This window comes from Ruegeria sp. AL11 (assembly GCF_056540865.1).
Genome location: NZ_JBQFXO010000003.1, coordinates 84,255 through 98,974, shown reverse-complemented (window position 1 = coordinate 98,974; position 14,720 = coordinate 84,255). Strand labels below are relative to the sequence as shown.

General features: G+C 58.1%; 12 protein-coding genes. 6 read left to right on the top strand and 6 right to left on the bottom strand.

From position 1 onward, the window contains the following. Window positions 1-400: 400 nt before the first annotated feature. Genes dctP through ACR0IP_RS06125 form a run of 3 tightly spaced genes read left to right on the top strand, consistent with a single transcriptional unit; the run spans window position 401 to window position 3,512 of the window. Window positions 401-1,417: a TRAP transporter substrate-binding protein DctP gene (gene dctP / locus ACR0IP_RS06135; RefSeq protein ID WP_170689997.1), complete on the top strand. Its 1,017-nt coding sequence runs from the start codon at window positions 401-403 to the stop codon at window positions 1,415-1,417. A gap of 58 nt (window positions 1,418-1,475) precedes the next feature. Beyond that, window positions 1,476-2,105, top strand: coding sequence for a TRAP transporter small permease subunit (locus ACR0IP_RS06130; protein WP_480524438.1), 630 nt, complete (start codon window positions 1,476-1,478; stop codon window positions 2,103-2,105). A gap of 3 nt (window positions 2,106-2,108) precedes the next feature. Beyond that, window positions 2,109-3,512 carry a TRAP transporter large permease gene (locus ACR0IP_RS06125; protein ID WP_170376654.1) on the top strand — a complete coding sequence of 468 codons (1,404 nt, stop codon included), beginning with the start codon at window positions 2,109-2,111 and terminating at the stop codon, window positions 3,510-3,512. Window positions 3,513-3,774: 262 nt separating this feature from the next. On the opposite strand, the gene ACR0IP_RS06120 is transcribed toward ACR0IP_RS06125, so the two are convergent. Further along, complete coding sequence (locus ACR0IP_RS06120; RefSeq protein WP_480524436.1) at window positions 3,775-4,818, bottom strand: ornithine cyclodeaminase; 1,044 nt, start codon at window positions 4,816-4,818, stop codon at window positions 3,775-3,777. Next, window positions 4,818-5,738 carry an arginase gene (rocF, locus tag ACR0IP_RS06115; protein ID WP_480524434.1) on the bottom strand — a complete coding sequence of 307 codons (921 nt, stop codon included), beginning with the start codon at window positions 5,736-5,738 and terminating at the stop codon, window positions 4,818-4,820. The genes ACR0IP_RS06120 and rocF overlap by 1 nt, the downstream gene beginning before the upstream one ends. Before the next feature lie 87 nt (window positions 5,739-5,825). Here rocF and ACR0IP_RS06110 point away from each other — a divergent pair, with 87 nt between their 5' ends. Together ACR0IP_RS06110 and mprF are read left to right on the top strand one after the other, a co-directional pair. Next, entirely contained in the window at window positions 5,826-6,254 is a 429-nt protein-coding gene (locus ACR0IP_RS06110; RefSeq protein ID WP_170376662.1) for an Lrp/AsnC family transcriptional regulator, read from the top strand. Window positions 6,255-6,341: 87 nt separating this feature from the next. Then, window positions 6,342-8,945: a bifunctional lysylphosphatidylglycerol flippase/synthetase MprF gene (mprF, locus tag ACR0IP_RS06105; RefSeq protein ID WP_480524432.1), complete on the top strand. Its 2,604-nt coding sequence runs from the start codon at window positions 6,342-6,344 to the stop codon at window positions 8,943-8,945. Between the two features lie 3 nt (window positions 8,946-8,948). On the opposite strand, the gene ACR0IP_RS06100 is transcribed toward mprF, so the two are convergent. From ACR0IP_RS06100 to ACR0IP_RS06085, 4 genes are all read right to left on the bottom strand, one after another. Further along, window positions 8,949-10,511 carry an efflux transporter outer membrane subunit gene (locus ACR0IP_RS06100; protein ID WP_480524430.1) on the bottom strand — a complete coding sequence of 521 codons (1,563 nt, stop codon included), beginning with the start codon at window positions 10,509-10,511 and terminating at the stop codon, window positions 8,949-8,951. Between the two features lie 11 nt (window positions 10,512-10,522). Beyond that, window positions 10,523-11,668 (bottom strand): HlyD family secretion protein, encoded by a 1,146-nt coding sequence (locus ACR0IP_RS06095; protein WP_170469809.1) that lies wholly within the window; start codon window positions 11,666-11,668, stop codon window positions 10,523-10,525. 21 nt (window positions 11,669-11,689) lie between these two features. Continuing rightward, entirely contained in the window at window positions 11,690-12,046 is a 357-nt protein-coding gene (locus ACR0IP_RS06090; protein ID WP_170376673.1) for a DUF3302 domain-containing protein, read from the bottom strand. A 108-nt stretch (window positions 12,047-12,154) separates the two neighbouring features. Next, window positions 12,155-12,919 (bottom strand): DeoR/GlpR family DNA-binding transcription regulator, encoded by a 765-nt coding sequence (locus ACR0IP_RS06085; RefSeq protein ID WP_480524427.1) that lies wholly within the window; start codon window positions 12,917-12,919, stop codon window positions 12,155-12,157. Window positions 12,920-13,098: 179 nt separating this feature from the next. Here ACR0IP_RS06085 and glpD point away from each other — a divergent pair, with 179 nt between their 5' ends. Next, the gene (glpD, locus tag ACR0IP_RS06080) at window positions 13,099-14,688 is read left to right on the top strand and encodes a glycerol-3-phosphate dehydrogenase (protein ID WP_480524426.1); all 1,590 of its coding nucleotides are present in this window, start codon (window positions 13,099-13,101) and stop codon (window positions 14,686-14,688) included. The last annotated feature ends 32 nt before the right edge of the window (window positions 14,689-14,720 follow it).

Genomic DNA, 14,720 nt, shown 5'->3' with positions numbered 1-14,720 from the left:
CTAGGCTGGATAACTATGGGACGTCTCTTGCCCGTTATTTGAGCATTGTCGATCCCGTTCCTCCCCAATCGAAGTATGGCCGGGTTCAGAAAATAATGAAATAAATTGCCGTATTCCTTGGATTTGTTTGTAAAGAAATTTTTCCGAACGAAGTAAATTAGTCAAAAAATTTCGACGTACTGAAAAATAACGTTAAAAAACAACAGTAAAGATGTAATTTTTTTGATCGGCCCAAGAGGGGCGTTTCCGTGGTGATCCGCAGCTATGTCGTCGAACAACAAGAGTCAAAAGATGTGCTTGAAAATCACCTATCAGGAAGCAGGGGTTGGCACATATACATGTTGGCGCTAGCATCTTTCCAAGCGCCTCGGGAGGGGGCGCATCAAAGGGAGAAGATATTATGAAAAAGATGCTGAGCGGTGCCGCCGTCGCCGCCCTTGGCGTTGCCTTCGTGTCCGAGGCCGCAGCCACCGAATGGAACGCCTCGGTCTGGGGCAAGCGCCGCGCCTTTACTGAACATGTCGAAAAACTGGCCGAGCTGGTCTCGGAAAAAACCGGTGGAGAGTTCACGATCAATGTCAGCTATGGCGGCCTGTCGAAGCCGCGCGAGAACCTGGATGGCATCGAGATCGGCGCATTCGAGATTGCGCAGTTCTGTGCCGGTTATCACCGCGACAAGAACCGCGCGATTACCGTGCTGGAGCTGCCGTTTCTAGGCGTGAACAATCTGGAAGAAGAGGTTGCCGTCAGCCATGCGGTCTATGATCACCCAGCGGTGGCTGAAGAAATGGCGCAATGGAATGCGCGCATTCTGATGACCTCGCCCATGCCGCAGTACAATTTGGTCGGCACCGGCGATCCGCGCGATAACCTGGCCGCTTTCGAAGGCATGCGTGTTCGCGCGACAGGTGGTCTGGGCAAAGCGTTTGAGGCCGTGGGCGGTGTCCCAACCTCTGTCCCAGCGACTGAGGCGTTTAACGCCATGGAATCTGGTGTGGTCGATACGGTCGCCTTCGCGCAGCACGCGCACCTGTCCTTTGGCACGATCAATGAAGCGGATTGGTGGACGGCAAACCTCAACCCCGGCACCGTGAATTGCCCGGTGGTTGCCAATATCGACGCCTATGAAGCGCTGTCGCCTGAGCACCGCGAAGCTCTCGACAGCTCAATTGATGAGGCCATTGAGCATTATCTGGCTAACTATGCTGGACTTCTGGAGCAATGGGATAGCGTCCTGGAAGAAAAGGGTGTGCAGAAGGTTATGATCGACGACGCGGTCATTGAAGAGTTCCGCGCCAAGGCCGCCGATCCGATCCGCGAGCAGTGGATTGCGGATATGAGCGCGCAGGGCCTGCCAGCGCAGGACCTCTACGATCTGGTTCAGACCACGCTGACGCAACAGCGCGGCGGCAACTGATCGCATTCGCCGGGCGCGTCGTAGCGCCCGGCCTTTCTTGACAAAGGGGATCACCGGAATGGCGGGACAGGCCACGGTGCTGGAGGATGGCAGCCGCCTCAGCCAGATTGATCAGTACTTGCTGAAGTTAGAGCGGGCTCTCGCCTTGATCAGCGGAATAGCCGTCTTTGGACTGATGGTCCTGGCCGTCGTCTCGGTTAGTGGTCGCAACGCAATGAACGCGCCGCTGCCCGGCTATGTGGACTGGATCGAACAGGCGATGCCACTGATCGCCTTTCTCGGCATCTCTTACGTGCAGCGCGATGGCGGCCATATCCGGATGGACATTGTGATCTCGCGTCTGCACGGACGGGCGCTGTGGTTGTTCGAGCTAATCTCGGTCATCCTGATCCTTGTCCTGATGCTGGCATTGGTCTGGGGCAGTTGGTCCCATTTTGACCGATCCTTTGATTTCGGCGCGCCGTTGTGGAGCCGCGACAGCTCAATTGACATAGGCATTCCGCTTTGGCCCGCGAAACTGCTGGCCCCGGTGGCGTTCTCGGTCTTGTCACTCCGGCTGGTTTTGCAGATCTGGGGCTATGGCCGCGCTTTTGTTCTTGGGCTTGAGGCACCCGTGGCGGTGCCCTTGATCCAAGACGCCGCAGCGCAGGCTGCCGCAGAGGCAGAGCAGTTCGAAGGGCAGGACTAGCAGATGGACACGATTGACATCGGCCTTTGGGTAACGGCTGGGCTGCTGGTCCTTGTTGTCACGGGCATGCGAGTGGCCTTTGCAGCAGGTCTGGCCGGGCTCTTTGGCTTGGTTTGGATTTTCTGGGCCAAGTTCGGGTATGACCCCGATCGGTTTGGCAAGGCTCTCACCGTCGCCGTCAAAACAGCAGGGCAGGTGCCCCATTCAAAGGTCGCCGCCCATACGCTTAGCCTGATCCCGACCTTCATTCTGATCGGCTACCTTGCCTATTACGCAGGCCTGACGCGCGCGCTTTTCGAAGCAGCCAAACGCTGGATCGCCTGGGTTCCCGGAGGCCTCGCGGTCTCCACCATATTCGCCACGGCAGGGTTTGCCGCCGTTTCTGGTGCCTCGGTCGCCACCTCGGCTGTGTTTGCCCGTATCGCGATTCCCGAAATGCTGAGCGTTGGCTACAACAAGCGCTTCGCCGCAGGCGTCGTCGCTGCTGGGGGGACGCTGGCCTCGCTGATCCCGCCGTCAGCAATCCTTGTGATCTATGCCATCATCGTTGAACAGGACGTTGGCAAGCTGCTGCTGGCGGGCTTCATTCCCGGAGCGTTTTCTGCCGTGATCTATGGCTTGCTCATTGTCGGTATCGCGGTTGTGTTCAAATCCGTTGGCCCTCCTGTCACCGGTTTCACTTGGAAACAGCGGTTCCAAGCACTTCCCGGGGCGATCCCGATTGTCGCCGTCATTCTGATCATAATCTGTTTCGTCTACAACCCATTCGGAGAACAGGCGTGGGGTACCCCAACCGAAGGCGGAGCCATAGGCGCGTTCATCGTCTTCTGCTTCGCCCTGGTTCATGGCATGCGCTGGCCCGAGTTCAAATCCGCTCTGCTAGAGACAGCCAAGCTGACGGCTATGATCTTCTCGATCATCTGGGGCGTTTTGATCTACGTGCGTTTCCTGGGCTTTGCAGACCTTCCGGGTGCATTCTCGGATTGGATCACCTCGCTTGAAATGTCGCCGATGCTGATCCTGATCTGCATCCTTCTGGCTTATGCCGTGTTGGGCATGTTCATGGACGCCATCGGGATGTTGCTGCTGACCTTACCCGTAGTCTACCCCGCCGTCATGGCCCTGAACGGAGGTGAAACCGTCAGCGCCGCAGACAGCGCTTTTGGCATGTCCGGCCCAATGTGCGCGATCTGGTTTGGGATATTGGTGGTGAAAATGGCTGAATTCTGTCTGATCACGCCACCCATTGGTCTGAACTGCTTTGTAGTTGCAGGGGTCCGGCCGGACCTGAGTGTTCAGGACGTCTTCAAGGGGGTCACCCCGTTCTTCCTGGCAGACGCGGCCACCATTGCGCTTCTTGTGGCATTTCCGGGCATCGTTCTCTACTTGCCGTCTTTGGCAGGCTAGGAGTTTGCGAGGCTCTGCCTCGCGCTCCGGGATATTTTTAGCCAGATGAAGCAGGGATTCGCTCTCCAACATCAACGTCGGAGAGCTTCACCTGGCGCGGTCATCGGCGTCCCCGCCTGTACCGCATAAGACGAATACCGAGTTTAGGTTAACGATCCGTTTCTTCATCTGGCTAGAAGTATCCCGGGGGAGTCGCCCGGCACGGGCGGCGGGGGGCAGAGCCCCCTTTTCGACACTGACCCGGCGCAGGATCGAGAGAAAATTAGCCCGCGCGCATGAGCATCCCGAACAGATCGCGGGGATCGTCGGGGTCGGCCAGCATGTCCAGTGGCTCAAAGAAGTCAGTCTCCGCGACTGCACTCTTGATGACGCGCAGAGCCGAGAAGTCCTCAATGGCGAAGCCGACACTGTCGAACAGAGTGATCTGTTTATCGTCTGTCCGACCGCGCGCCTGACCGGTCATGACCTGCCACAATTCGGTGACGGGATGGTCATCCTCCAATGCCTGAATTTCGCCTTCGATCCGGGTTTGCTCGGGGTATTCCACGAATATCTCAGAGCGCATAAGGATATCTCGATGCAATTCGGTTTTGCCGGGGCAGTCGCCGCCAATCGCGTTGATATGGACGCCGGGGCCGACCATGTTGTCGGTCAAAATCGTGGCGTATTTCTTGTCGGCCGTACAGGTGGTGATGATCTGCGCGCCCTCAATCGCTTCTTCGGCGGTTTTGCAGGGCACTACGTTCAGGCCTTTGCCTTGCAGGTTGGCAGCGCATTTGGCGGTGGCGTTCGGGTTGGTATCATAGAGCTGCACGGTGTCGATGCCGCACATGGCTTTGAAGGCCAGGCATTGGAATTCAGACTGCGCGCCATTGCCGATCATCGCCATGGTGGTGGCACCCTTGGGGGCCAGATACCGACCGACCAGAGCTGATGTCGCCGCCGTCCGTAAGGCGGTTAGGATAGTCATCTCGGTCAGAAGGGTCGGGTAGCCCGTGTAGACATCCGCGAGCAGTCCAAAGGCCGTTACTGTTTGCAGACCTTCAGAGGTGTTCTTCGGATGGCCATTGACGTATTTGAACCCGTAGGCCTCACCATCTGAAGTAGGCATGAGTTCGATTACACCATGCGGGGAATGGGCCGGAATCCGAGGGGTCTTGTCGAAGCTTTCCCAGCGTTTGAAATCGGCCTCGATCTGCTCAGCGATCCTTATGATCATCTTTTCGACGCCGACATGGTGAACCAGCCGCATCATGTTGTCGACGGAAACAAAGGGCACCAGGGCTTTGTCAGAAGGTACAGTCATCAGAAACTCCGAGTGGGGCGGTCAAAGATACGGCGTCCCATCAGGGATGCAGCCAGATCGACCATGAGTTTTGCGGTGCGTCCGCGTTCATCTAGAAAGGGGTTCAACTCGACCAGATCGAGGGAGCAGACCAGCCCGCTTTCATGCAGAAGCTCCATGACCAGATGGGCTTCGCGTTCGGTGGCGCCCCCGGGCACGGTTGTCCCGACGGCGGGCGCGATTGCGGGGTCGAGGAAGTCGACATCTAGTGAGACATGAAGGATGCCGTTCTCAGCCCTTACGCGGTCCAGAAAGGCCATGAGGGGCGCTTTGATCCCATGCTCGTCAATGCTGCGCATATCGGCCAGCATCGCGTGGTTCTTCTCAAGCGCGGCGCGTTCAGCGGGGTCGACCGAACGCAATCCAATCATACCGACGCGGTTGGTTGGAACCACGGCAGGCAAAGGTGGAAAGTCTTCGAAGCCGGGCTGGCCGGTGAAGTAGGCGACAGGTGTTCCATGCAGGTTGCCGCTGTCTGTGCTGCCGGGTGTGTGAAAATCGCTATGGGCGTCCAGCCAAAGGACGAACAGAGGCCGGTCGATGCGCTGTGCATGATCCGCCATTCCGGCCACGGTTCCCATCGACAAGGCATGATCGCCGCCCATGAAAATTGGCACACCTTGGGGCGAAACCTCAGTCGCGACCCGGGCCAGAGCCTGCGTCCAGCCGATGCACTCGGGCAGGGCGAAAAGATGCTGGTGGTCCGGCGTCTCGACCGCATCCGGGGCGACGTCTCCGTAGTCGGTCACCGTATGACCAAGATCCGCAAGCGCGCGATCCAGCCCGGCCACACGGTAGGCATCAGGGCCCATTCGGCAACCCTGTCGACGCTTACCAGCGTCCATGGGGGCGCCAACCAAAACTATGTTCTTTGTATCCATATGCTTCATGTAACGTGACAGTCTGTCTTGCGTGAAGAGAGCAAATTGCTCAATAAGAAAGGTGAATATCCGAAAAGGAAGCTATTCATGGACGATTTGGACAACAGGCTGCTCAGCGCGTTGCACCGGGATGCGAGGGCGTCGCTGTCTGAACTGGCCGAGACGCTTGGCGTCACGCGCACGACCGTTCGTAGTCGGCTGCAACGCCTCAAGCAATCGGGCGAGATCGTGGGCTTTACCGTTCAGACCAGGCGCGATGTGGCGCAAAGCCCGGTCCGGGGCCTGATGATGCTTGAGATCGAGGGGCGCGGGACCGAACGCACAATGGCCCGTATCGGAGCTCTACGGCAGGTGCGCGCCGTGCATTCGACAAATGGAAGCTGGGACCTGATCGCTGAAATCGGTACGGACACGCTGGCCGAACTCGACGAGGTCTTGTTCCAGATCCGCCGCATGGAAGGGATCACTCGGTCCGAGACAAACCTTCTGCTGTCCACGCGCAAGGGAAGGTTCTGAAAACGCTGCGTGAAACGGGCCGTTACGCTTTGTCGGCCAAGGAAATTGTGCCACAGTCGGCGGGGATACAGGCGGGATTTATCGAAGATGACCACTCAGCAGCACGAACCACGGGCCGTGCAATTGGCCGAAAAGATCACCGCATTCCTTGAGAAGCCATGGGTCCGCATCGCCATCCCGATCTTTGTGACTCTGATTGCATTGACGGTTCTGCATGAGCTGTCCTCGCATGTGAAATGGGCGGATGTGCAATCGGACATCTCGGATACATCTTGGCGCGTGATGTTTTATGCTCTGTGTTGGACGGCGGTCAGTTTCTTTTCGCTGTCTCTATACGATGTCTTCGCCGTGCAAAGCGTGGCAGACGGAGAGGTCCCTCTGCCGGTTGCAGGAATGGCCGGAGCCAGTGGCTATGCGGTGTCCAACTGTTTGGGCTTTTCCTACATCACCGGAACGGCCATCCGATACCGGATATACGCGTCTCTGGGCCTTGATCTAAGCCGCGTTGCCGGGGTCATCGCCACGTCCTGGGTGGCATTCTGGACGGGGCTGGTTTTGGTCCTCGGCTTGCTTTTGACCTTTCATCCTGACGGTATCTCGAACGCGCTGCCTATCAGCGCGACGGTTGAAACCGTCATCGGGTTGGGGCTGCTTGGCGCGTTGATCACCGTTTTTGTCTGGCTCTCCACCGGTGGGCGTCGGTTAGAGGTTCTGGGGATTGGCTTCCAACTGCCGGGCGGCAAGCTGGCCTCATGCCTGACGCTGGCGGCGATTGGCGATCTAGCCGGCGCCTCCATGGTCCTTTACGTGCTGATGCCGGACGACCTTGGGGTTGGGTATCCGTATTTCTTCACCATCTTCATCGCCGCGATTGCCGTTGGGATTGTCAGTCATGCACCGGGCGGTATCGGGGTGTTTGAAGCGACGCTGATCGCAGGGCTGGGTGCCTCGGGTCGGTCGGATGTTATTGCGGCGCTGCTGCTTTACCGCGTCGTATATACTTTCCTGCCTTTCGCCATCGCCAGCCTCTCAATCGCAGTCGCCTCGGCGCTGACGCAGCGCCACAGGATCATCGGGGCGGGGACATGGGTGTACCGCGCCATTCGTCCCATTGTGCCGATGGTTGCGGCGGGGGTGACTGCGGTTGCTGGGATCATCCTGCTGGTCTCGGGCGCGTTGCCGACGGACAGCAAAAGCCTGGGTGCTTTGCGCGAGGTTTTGCCATTGTCCTTCGTCGAGGCCTCGCATCTTGCAGGCAGCGCCGTGGGTGTTCTGCTGCTGCTTGTGTCGCGTGGGCTGTTCCGCAAGCTCTACCGCGCGTGGGTGGTCGCAATGCTGTTGATGGTCGCGGGCTTCGCCGCGTCACTGGCCAAAGGGTTGGACACGCATGAAGCGTTGGGCATGTTGGCCACGATCGCCGTATTGGCGCTGTTCCGTGGTGCGTTCTACCGTGTTAGCGGCGCGTCGATCTTCCGGTTGAACATCCCCTGGCTGGTCAGTGTTATGGCGCTACTGGCCGTGATCTTCTGGATCGGCCTCTTTGCCTATTCCCACGTGCAATACCAAAATGCGCTGTGGTGGGAGTTCGCGTGGAATGGCGACGCCTCCCGCTTCTTGCGCTCCAGCCTCGTGGTGGCGGTGATCCTTGGAATTGTGGCCGTCACCTCCTTGTTCGGTCGCGAGATTCCGGCGCCTGTGCGGACGGAAATCCCAGAATGCGTCGAAAAACTGGTGATGGAGAGCGAAGATACCGAAGCTCAGATTTCTCTGACCGGCGACAAGCAATTCCTGATTGCGCCAGACGAGTCTGCGTTCATCGCCTATGCCGATACGGGCAATGCCATCATCTCGAAAGGTGAGCCTGTGGGCGATGAAAAGGCTGGCAAGCAACTGGTCTGGCAACTGCGCGAAATGGCGGATCGAGAAGGCAAGCTCTGCGCCTTCTACAGCGTTTCGACCAAGTACCTGCCGACGTTTCTGGACCTCGGCCTGTCGATCCTGAAGATCGGAGAGGTCGCGCGCGTGCCGTTGAAAGACTTCTCGCTGGACGGCAAATCCCGCAAACGCTTCCGTCAGGCCAAGAACCGGGCCGAGCGGGAAGGCTATGTGTTCGAGATCATTCCAAAGGAGGACCTTGCGCTCGTCCTGCCGGAACTAAGGGCGATTTCCGATCACTGGCTGGAGCAAAAAGCAGGGGCCGAGAAAGGCTTCGCCTTGGGTGGTTTTGACGATGACTACCTGTCCCACTTCGACCATGCCGTTTTGCGGAACGGAGAAACCGGTCAGATCATGGCCTTTGCCAATCTGTTTCAAGGTGGCCAAAAATCCGAGCTTTCTCTGGACCTGATGCGGTACGAGCCGGACAGCCCCAGCTTTGTCATGGATGCCTTGTTTGCCGAGATGATGTCCTGGGGGGCCGAACAGGGGTTCCATTGGTTCTCACTTGGCGCGGCGCCGTTTTCAGGGATCGAGAACCGTCAGCTTGCCTCCCTTTGGAACCGGATAGGCGGGTTCGTCTACGAACATGGTGAACAATTCTATCACTTCGAAGGACTGCGCGCGTTCAAACAGAAGTTCGATCCGGAATGGAGCCCGAACTACCTCGCCAGTCCCGGAGGGCTTGCCGCGCCGCGTATCCTGTATGAGGTGAATATCCTGATCTCGGGCGGCCTGCGGGGCCTGACCAAATAGCGTCTAATTCAAGCTTGCACGGGTCGGTGTTTCCTGCAGCAGGTCGCCCCAATCGGTACGATAGGCCATCTCGGCCAGAACGGTATCGGGCAGGAACTCTCTGTTCTCGCGAATCTGCCAACCGCCTCCGAGACCTTTGTAGACGGCGACGAGATTGCTGGAGACCTGTTGCCGCGCCTCGATCAGATTGGCCTGAGACCGCAGCAGGGCTGTCTGGGTGTTCAAAATGCGGGAGTAGTCGGCGATCCCGTCGGTGTATTGATTGACGGCGATCTCTGCTGCCTTGCGCGAGGCATCGACGCTTTGCTGATAGAACCCAACCTGCTTGCGCGCCTGTGCATAGGCGACCATCGCGCTTTCGACCTCGGAATAAGCAGTCAGAACGGTGTTCTGATAATTGGCGATCAGCGCCTGATAGGCGGCATCCTGCGCCCGGACGTTGTTCTTGATGCGACCATAATTCAGCACGTTCCAAACGACGCCCGCGCTGGCAAGGCCCGTTGTGCTGTTCGAGCTGAACAGGTTCCGCCCGCCCGAGGCCTGCAACCCAACCGAGCCGGACAGAATAAACTGAGGATAGAGGTCCGCCATGGCAATGCCGACCTCGGCCGATTGCGTGGCTGCGGCCAGTTCAGCGGCTCTCACGTCCGGACGACGGCGAAGCAGCTCAGCCGGGACGCCAACCGCTACGTTGGACCGGGCCGAGGGGATGCGACCGGAATTGCCCAGAAGGCTAGACATACGCGATGGGGTGGTGCCCAGCAAAACGGCCAGAGCGTTCTTGGTTTGCTGAAGATCGCTCTCAAGCTCGGGCACCAGGGCCTTGGTGTTGTTCAGCAGAGCAGTGGATTCCTGAACGTCCAACTCGGTCGTGATACCGTTGTTGAACCGTAACTGGGTCAGGTCTGCCGATTCCTGCTGTAGCTTGATGTTCTCCCGCGCAACGCCCAGCGACTCCTGCAAGGCGCGGATATTGACATAGAGCGCTGCGACATCGCCCGTTAGCGTCACCAGCGCGTCATCATAATTCGCCACCTGCAACGCCAAATTCGATCGCGCCGCCTGAACACCACGCCGTTGCGCGCCCCAGACGTCCAATTCCCACTGCGCATCAAACCCGGCCTGAGAGGTCGAGAATTCGGTATCTAGCGGAATGATCCGGTTGATATCGGCGATGGGTCCGAGATTGTCGCTGATCTGTCGCCGCTCGGTTGAGGCCCCTAGGACCTGCGATTGCGGATACAACTCGCCAAAGGCGATACCCAACTGCGCCCGTGCCTGCAGGACCCGCGCGCCAGCGACCTGCAAAGACAGGTTCTGGGCATAGGCCTCGGCGATCAGTTTGTTGAGGGTGGGGTCATTGAATGTCTCCCACCATTTCACCACCGGCGCGCTGCGCGAAGTCAGGCCGCTTTGCCCGGTGCTGGGGCTGTTCACCTCGATCCACTGTTTCACGACCGGAGAGTTCGGGCGTACGAAATCAGGACCAACTGGCGCGCAGGCTACCAGAAACGCGGCGCACAGGGCTGTTCCCATCAAGTGTCGAAAGGGGGTGGCCCGTGTCATGATGCGCGTCCTCAAATGTCTAGCGGTCGAATGAAATTGGCGAAGGAATACAGGCGGATGTTGATGCGCCGCAGAAACTCGAAGCTTTTGCCCTGACCGGTGTAGATCGCCACCGCCGCGTGGCCACCTGCCGGCAGGATATGCTCTTCGGGCAGATCAACGGTGATCTGTACCGCAATTCGTCCCGGCAGCTTGGGCAGCTCAAAGCCGGGCAGGCGGCCTGAGGGCAGGTACTGACCCTGACGGGTGGCCCACCAGATCGCTTCGACCTTGCCGGTTAGGATTTCACCGGGATAGAGGTCCAAGGCGACTTCAACCTCTTGGCCTACTTCAACAAATTTCAGGTTCTGCTGGCGGAAGGTTGCCAAAAGATAGGGGCTGTCTTCGGTGACGAAACTGGCTATCGCTCCCAAACGAATGTCACCCACTACCAAACCCGGACGGGCCTGTTGTGAGACGATCATGCCATTCTCGGGGGCGTAGATCGTGGTGTTGTCCAGAAAATACTGGGCCTCGGACAGCTGCGCCTGTGCTTGCAGGATGCCGGTATTCACGCCGTCAATCTGTGACGCCTGCGCCAGCTTTGCTTTCTCAAGATTGGCTTCCGCCTGTTTGACCGAGGCTGTATCCTCGGCCACCTGTTCGTTCCAGCGATCCAGCTCATCCTGACGCGCCCCGCCTGCGGGGACGAGGTTCTCATACCGGGCCTGCTGGGTGAGCGCATAGGCAAGCTGCGCGTTGGCGCGTTCCACAGCTTCGGTTGAGGCCACAACGTCCTGTTCTAGAATCTTGGCGTTCTGCTCGGCGGCGACCAGTTGCGCCTTGGCATTGTCGACGGCCAGAGAAAACACAGTATCGTCAAAACGATAGAGCGGGTCGCCCTTGGTGATCTGAGTGTTCGGCTCGACTAAGACTTCGGTCAGAATCGTCGGCTGGGTCAGTTTTGGCACGATCTGAATTGTCGATCGCACCACATGGCTGTCAACCGAGAAGGGCTGAAAGAAGCGCAGCGCGACGAGGAAGATCAGCAGCAAATGCGCCCCTACCCAGAAGGACACAATCCCCCAGGCAATGTTGAACTTGAGCCACTCCATCTTGAAGAAGATGAACCAGACGAAAATGATGTAGAACAGCGTAATGCCGAGGGCGACGAACATGTCTGAGTGTTTCCTTTGGCCTTAGCTTTTCTGCGTCTCGTCGGGCGCAGCCTGGTATTCTTCTTTAACCGTACCACCGAGGCGTTCGATATCCTTGCGGATGGCGTCTTTCTCCTCGTCCGGACCGCGGCGCATGTCGACCGTAACACCATCGTGGAACGCCCACATAAAAGCATGAACCCACGGGACAACGGCTAAAAAACCCATCCATCCCATGATCTTGACGGCTTCGGCATGTGGATGATTGCGCTTGATAGCGATCCGTCCGGGCAGCCCCATAAGGAAAAGAAACAGCGCCATCACCGCTGCCAGAAGCAGGATCAATGCCACGAATGTCAGATAGTCGTAGTAGCCTAGCGGCTGCCCCAAAAGTCCCATGCTCGATGCCTCCTGTAGGGAAGGTTGTCTCATCCTCAGACGTAGGCCCCTGTCTCGTCAATGACTTTGTGTTGGGACCTAGCGTTTCCGAACCCGAGCCAGGGCGGATCAGTAAGGACAGACGATCAGACCAGTGCCCCATTCTGCACATTTTGCCGAGAGGTCGGGCGTAAGCGGCATATCGGTGTAGAAGCCATCAATCTCGGCCAACGAGGTGATGCGGGCGGGGGCAAGTCGCTGGAATTTTGAGTGGTCGGCCACCAGCAGAGTTCGTCGGGCCTGCGCGATGATCGTTTGGCTGACATGGACTTCCTGAAAGTCGAAATCCAGCAGATCACCATCGGGGTCCAGTGCGGAGCATCCGATCACCGCATAGTCGAACTTGAACTGACGGATGGTCGAGACGGTAAGATTGCCCACCAACCCTCCGTCAGATCGGCGCAGGACACCACCGGCCAACACAATCTCACAATTGGGGTTTTCGACGAGAATATTGGCGACGTTCGTGTTGTTCGTTACCACCATCAGGTCCTTGTGGTTTAGCATCTGTCGCGCCACGGCCTCGGTCGAGGTGCCGATATTCATGAAGACCGACGCGCCGTCCGGAATATCATTGGCGCAGGCCTTTGCCATTCGGGTCTTGGCGTCTGCATTCAGGGTACGGCGATCCTCATACCCGATGTTGGAGACGCCGGAGCGTAGGACAGCCCCGCCATGGACGCGGTCCAGCTTGCCGGCATCGGCCAACTCGGACAGGTCCCGGCGGATTGTCTGAACCGTCACGCCAAACCGCTCGGCCAGACCATCGACGGTAACGCGGCCCTCGGTGCTGGCGATCTCAAGAATGTCGGATTGGCGGAAAGAGAGCGACATGTGGGATCCCATTCAGGTAAGTTGCTTTCGTTTTTCTTCTTTTGGTCAAAATTAGCAAGCCGCCATGCAGAATTTTCATGGTTGTGTTGCAAAGCGAAAATAAACGAACATAAACATTGATTGTACGAATGCAGTGCTGATTAATACGCGCAACCAGATTGGATAGGGAATCACAAGCCATGCAAGCGACAGACGATCAGATCAGCGACCTGTTCATCATCGGCGGTGGGATCAACGGATGTGGCATCGCGCGCGATGCGGCGGGGAGGGGTCTGTCTGTCACCTTGGCCGAGATGAATGATCTCGCATCGGCAACGTCATCAGCCTCGACCAAACTGTTTCATGGTGGTCTGCGCTATCTGGAGTATTTTGAGATCCGCTTGGTGCGCGAGGCGCTGATCGAGCGTGAGACACTGTTGCGCGCCATGCCTCATATCAGTTGGCCGATGCGCTTTGTGCTGCCCTATCACAAGGACATGCGCTTTGACTCCGAGACGCCTACATCGAAGCTGCTCAGCACCGTCATGCCCTGGATGCGCGGGCGTCGCCCGGCGTGGCTGATCCGTCTGGGTCTGTTCATGTACGACAACCTTGGGGGGCGTAAAATTTTGCCGGGAACGAAGTCGCTGGATCTGCGCAGCGCTCCGGAAGGTGGTCCTTTGCAGGGCAAGTTCGAGACTGCCTATGAATACTCGGACTGCTGGATCGAAGATGCGCGGCTGGTGGTTCTCAACGCACGTGATGCCGAATCCCGTGGTGCGCGGATCATGGTGCGGACCGAAGTTGTCTCGGCCGAGCGTGTTGACGAGTTGTGGCATGTCACCATCCGCGACCGGGCGACCGGGGAAAGCCAACTGATCCGTGCGAGAATGCTTATCAATGCAGGCGGCCCGTGGGTAGGGGACATCATCCAGACCAAGATCCGGGTGAACTCTCGCGAGGGTGTTCGTCTGGTGCGCGGCAGTCATATCGTGACAAAGAAGCTCTACGATCACGACAAGTGTTACTTCTTCCAAGGCGAAGATGGCCGCATCATTTTCGCAATCCCATATGAGCAGGATTTTACCCTGATCGGTACGACGGATCAGGACCATTCGGATCCCTCTGAGCCTCCGGTCTGCACCGAGGTCGAACAGACCTACTTGTGCGAGTTCGCAACCAAGTATTTCAAGAAACCGGTGACGCAGGACGATATCGTCTGGACTTATTCCGGTGTGCGCCCGCTCTATGATGATGGGGCCAGCAGCGCGACGGCGGCGACGCGGGACTATACCTTGAAGGTCGATGCGCAAGGTGGGGCGCCTGTTTTGAACGTGTTCGGAGGCAAGATCACGACCTACCGTCGTCTGGCGGAAAGCGCGCTTGAGAAAGTCGCCGAACACTTTCCGAACCTTCCCGGACCCTGGACAGCGGGCGTGTCTTTGCCTGGTGGAGACTTTCCCGTCGATGGCGTGCAGGACCTCAAGCAGACGTTGATCCAGGACTATCCGTTCCTCACTGAAAAATGGGCGGCTCGTCTGATCCGCGCATACGGGACAGAGGCGCGTGCCGTGTTGAGGGAAGCAAAAGACTCTGCTGATTTGGGTGAAGACTTCGGTGCAACCCTCACCGCGCGAGAACTCGAATGGCTGATGGACAAAGAATACGCCCTCAGCGCCGAGGACGTGGTCTGGCGTCGCAACAAGCTGGGGCTGCGTTTGAGTGCTGACCAGATCGCGCGCATTGACCAGTGGATGTCAGAGCGGTTGAAAACGGACGACGCAGCTTGAAAACAAAAAGCCCCGCCGATTTGGCGGGGCTT

Excerpts from the sequence above, each read along its gene's own strand:
- ACR0IP_RS06125 (WP_170376654.1), top strand. The coding sequence starts at position 2,109 with ATGGACACGATTGACATCGGCCTTTGGGTAACGGCTGGGCTGCTGGTC.
- rocF (WP_480524434.1), bottom strand. The coding sequence starts at position 5,738 with ATGGATACAAAGAACATAGTTTTGGTTGGCGCCCCCATGGACGCTGGT.
- ACR0IP_RS06085 (WP_480524427.1), bottom strand. The coding sequence starts at position 12,919 with ATGTCGCTCTCTTTCCGCCAATCCGACATTCTTGAGATCGCCAGCACC.
- ACR0IP_RS06100 (WP_480524430.1), bottom strand. The coding sequence starts at position 10,511 with ATGACACGGGCCACCCCCTTTCGACACTTGATGGGAACAGCCCTGTGC.
- dctP (WP_170689997.1), top strand. The coding sequence starts at position 401 with ATGAAAAAGATGCTGAGCGGTGCCGCCGTCGCCGCCCTTGGCGTTGCC.
- mprF (WP_480524432.1), top strand. The coding sequence starts at position 6,342 with ATGACCACTCAGCAGCACGAACCACGGGCCGTGCAATTGGCCGAAAAG.
- ACR0IP_RS06090 (WP_170376673.1), bottom strand. The coding sequence starts at position 12,046 with ATGGGACTTTTGGGGCAGCCGCTAGGCTACTACGACTATCTGACATTC.
- glpD (WP_480524426.1), top strand. The coding sequence starts at position 13,099 with ATGCAAGCGACAGACGATCAGATCAGCGACCTGTTCATCATCGGCGGT.
- ACR0IP_RS06110 (WP_170376662.1), top strand. The coding sequence starts at position 5,826 with ATGGACGATTTGGACAACAGGCTGCTCAGCGCGTTGCACCGGGATGCG.
- ACR0IP_RS06130 (WP_480524438.1), top strand. The coding sequence starts at position 1,476 with ATGGCGGGACAGGCCACGGTGCTGGAGGATGGCAGCCGCCTCAGCCAG.
- ACR0IP_RS06120 (WP_480524436.1), bottom strand. The coding sequence starts at position 4,818 with ATGACTGTACCTTCTGACAAAGCCCTGGTGCCCTTTGTTTCCGTCGAC.
- ACR0IP_RS06095 (WP_170469809.1), bottom strand. The coding sequence starts at position 11,668 with ATGTTCGTCGCCCTCGGCATTACGCTGTTCTACATCATTTTCGTCTGG.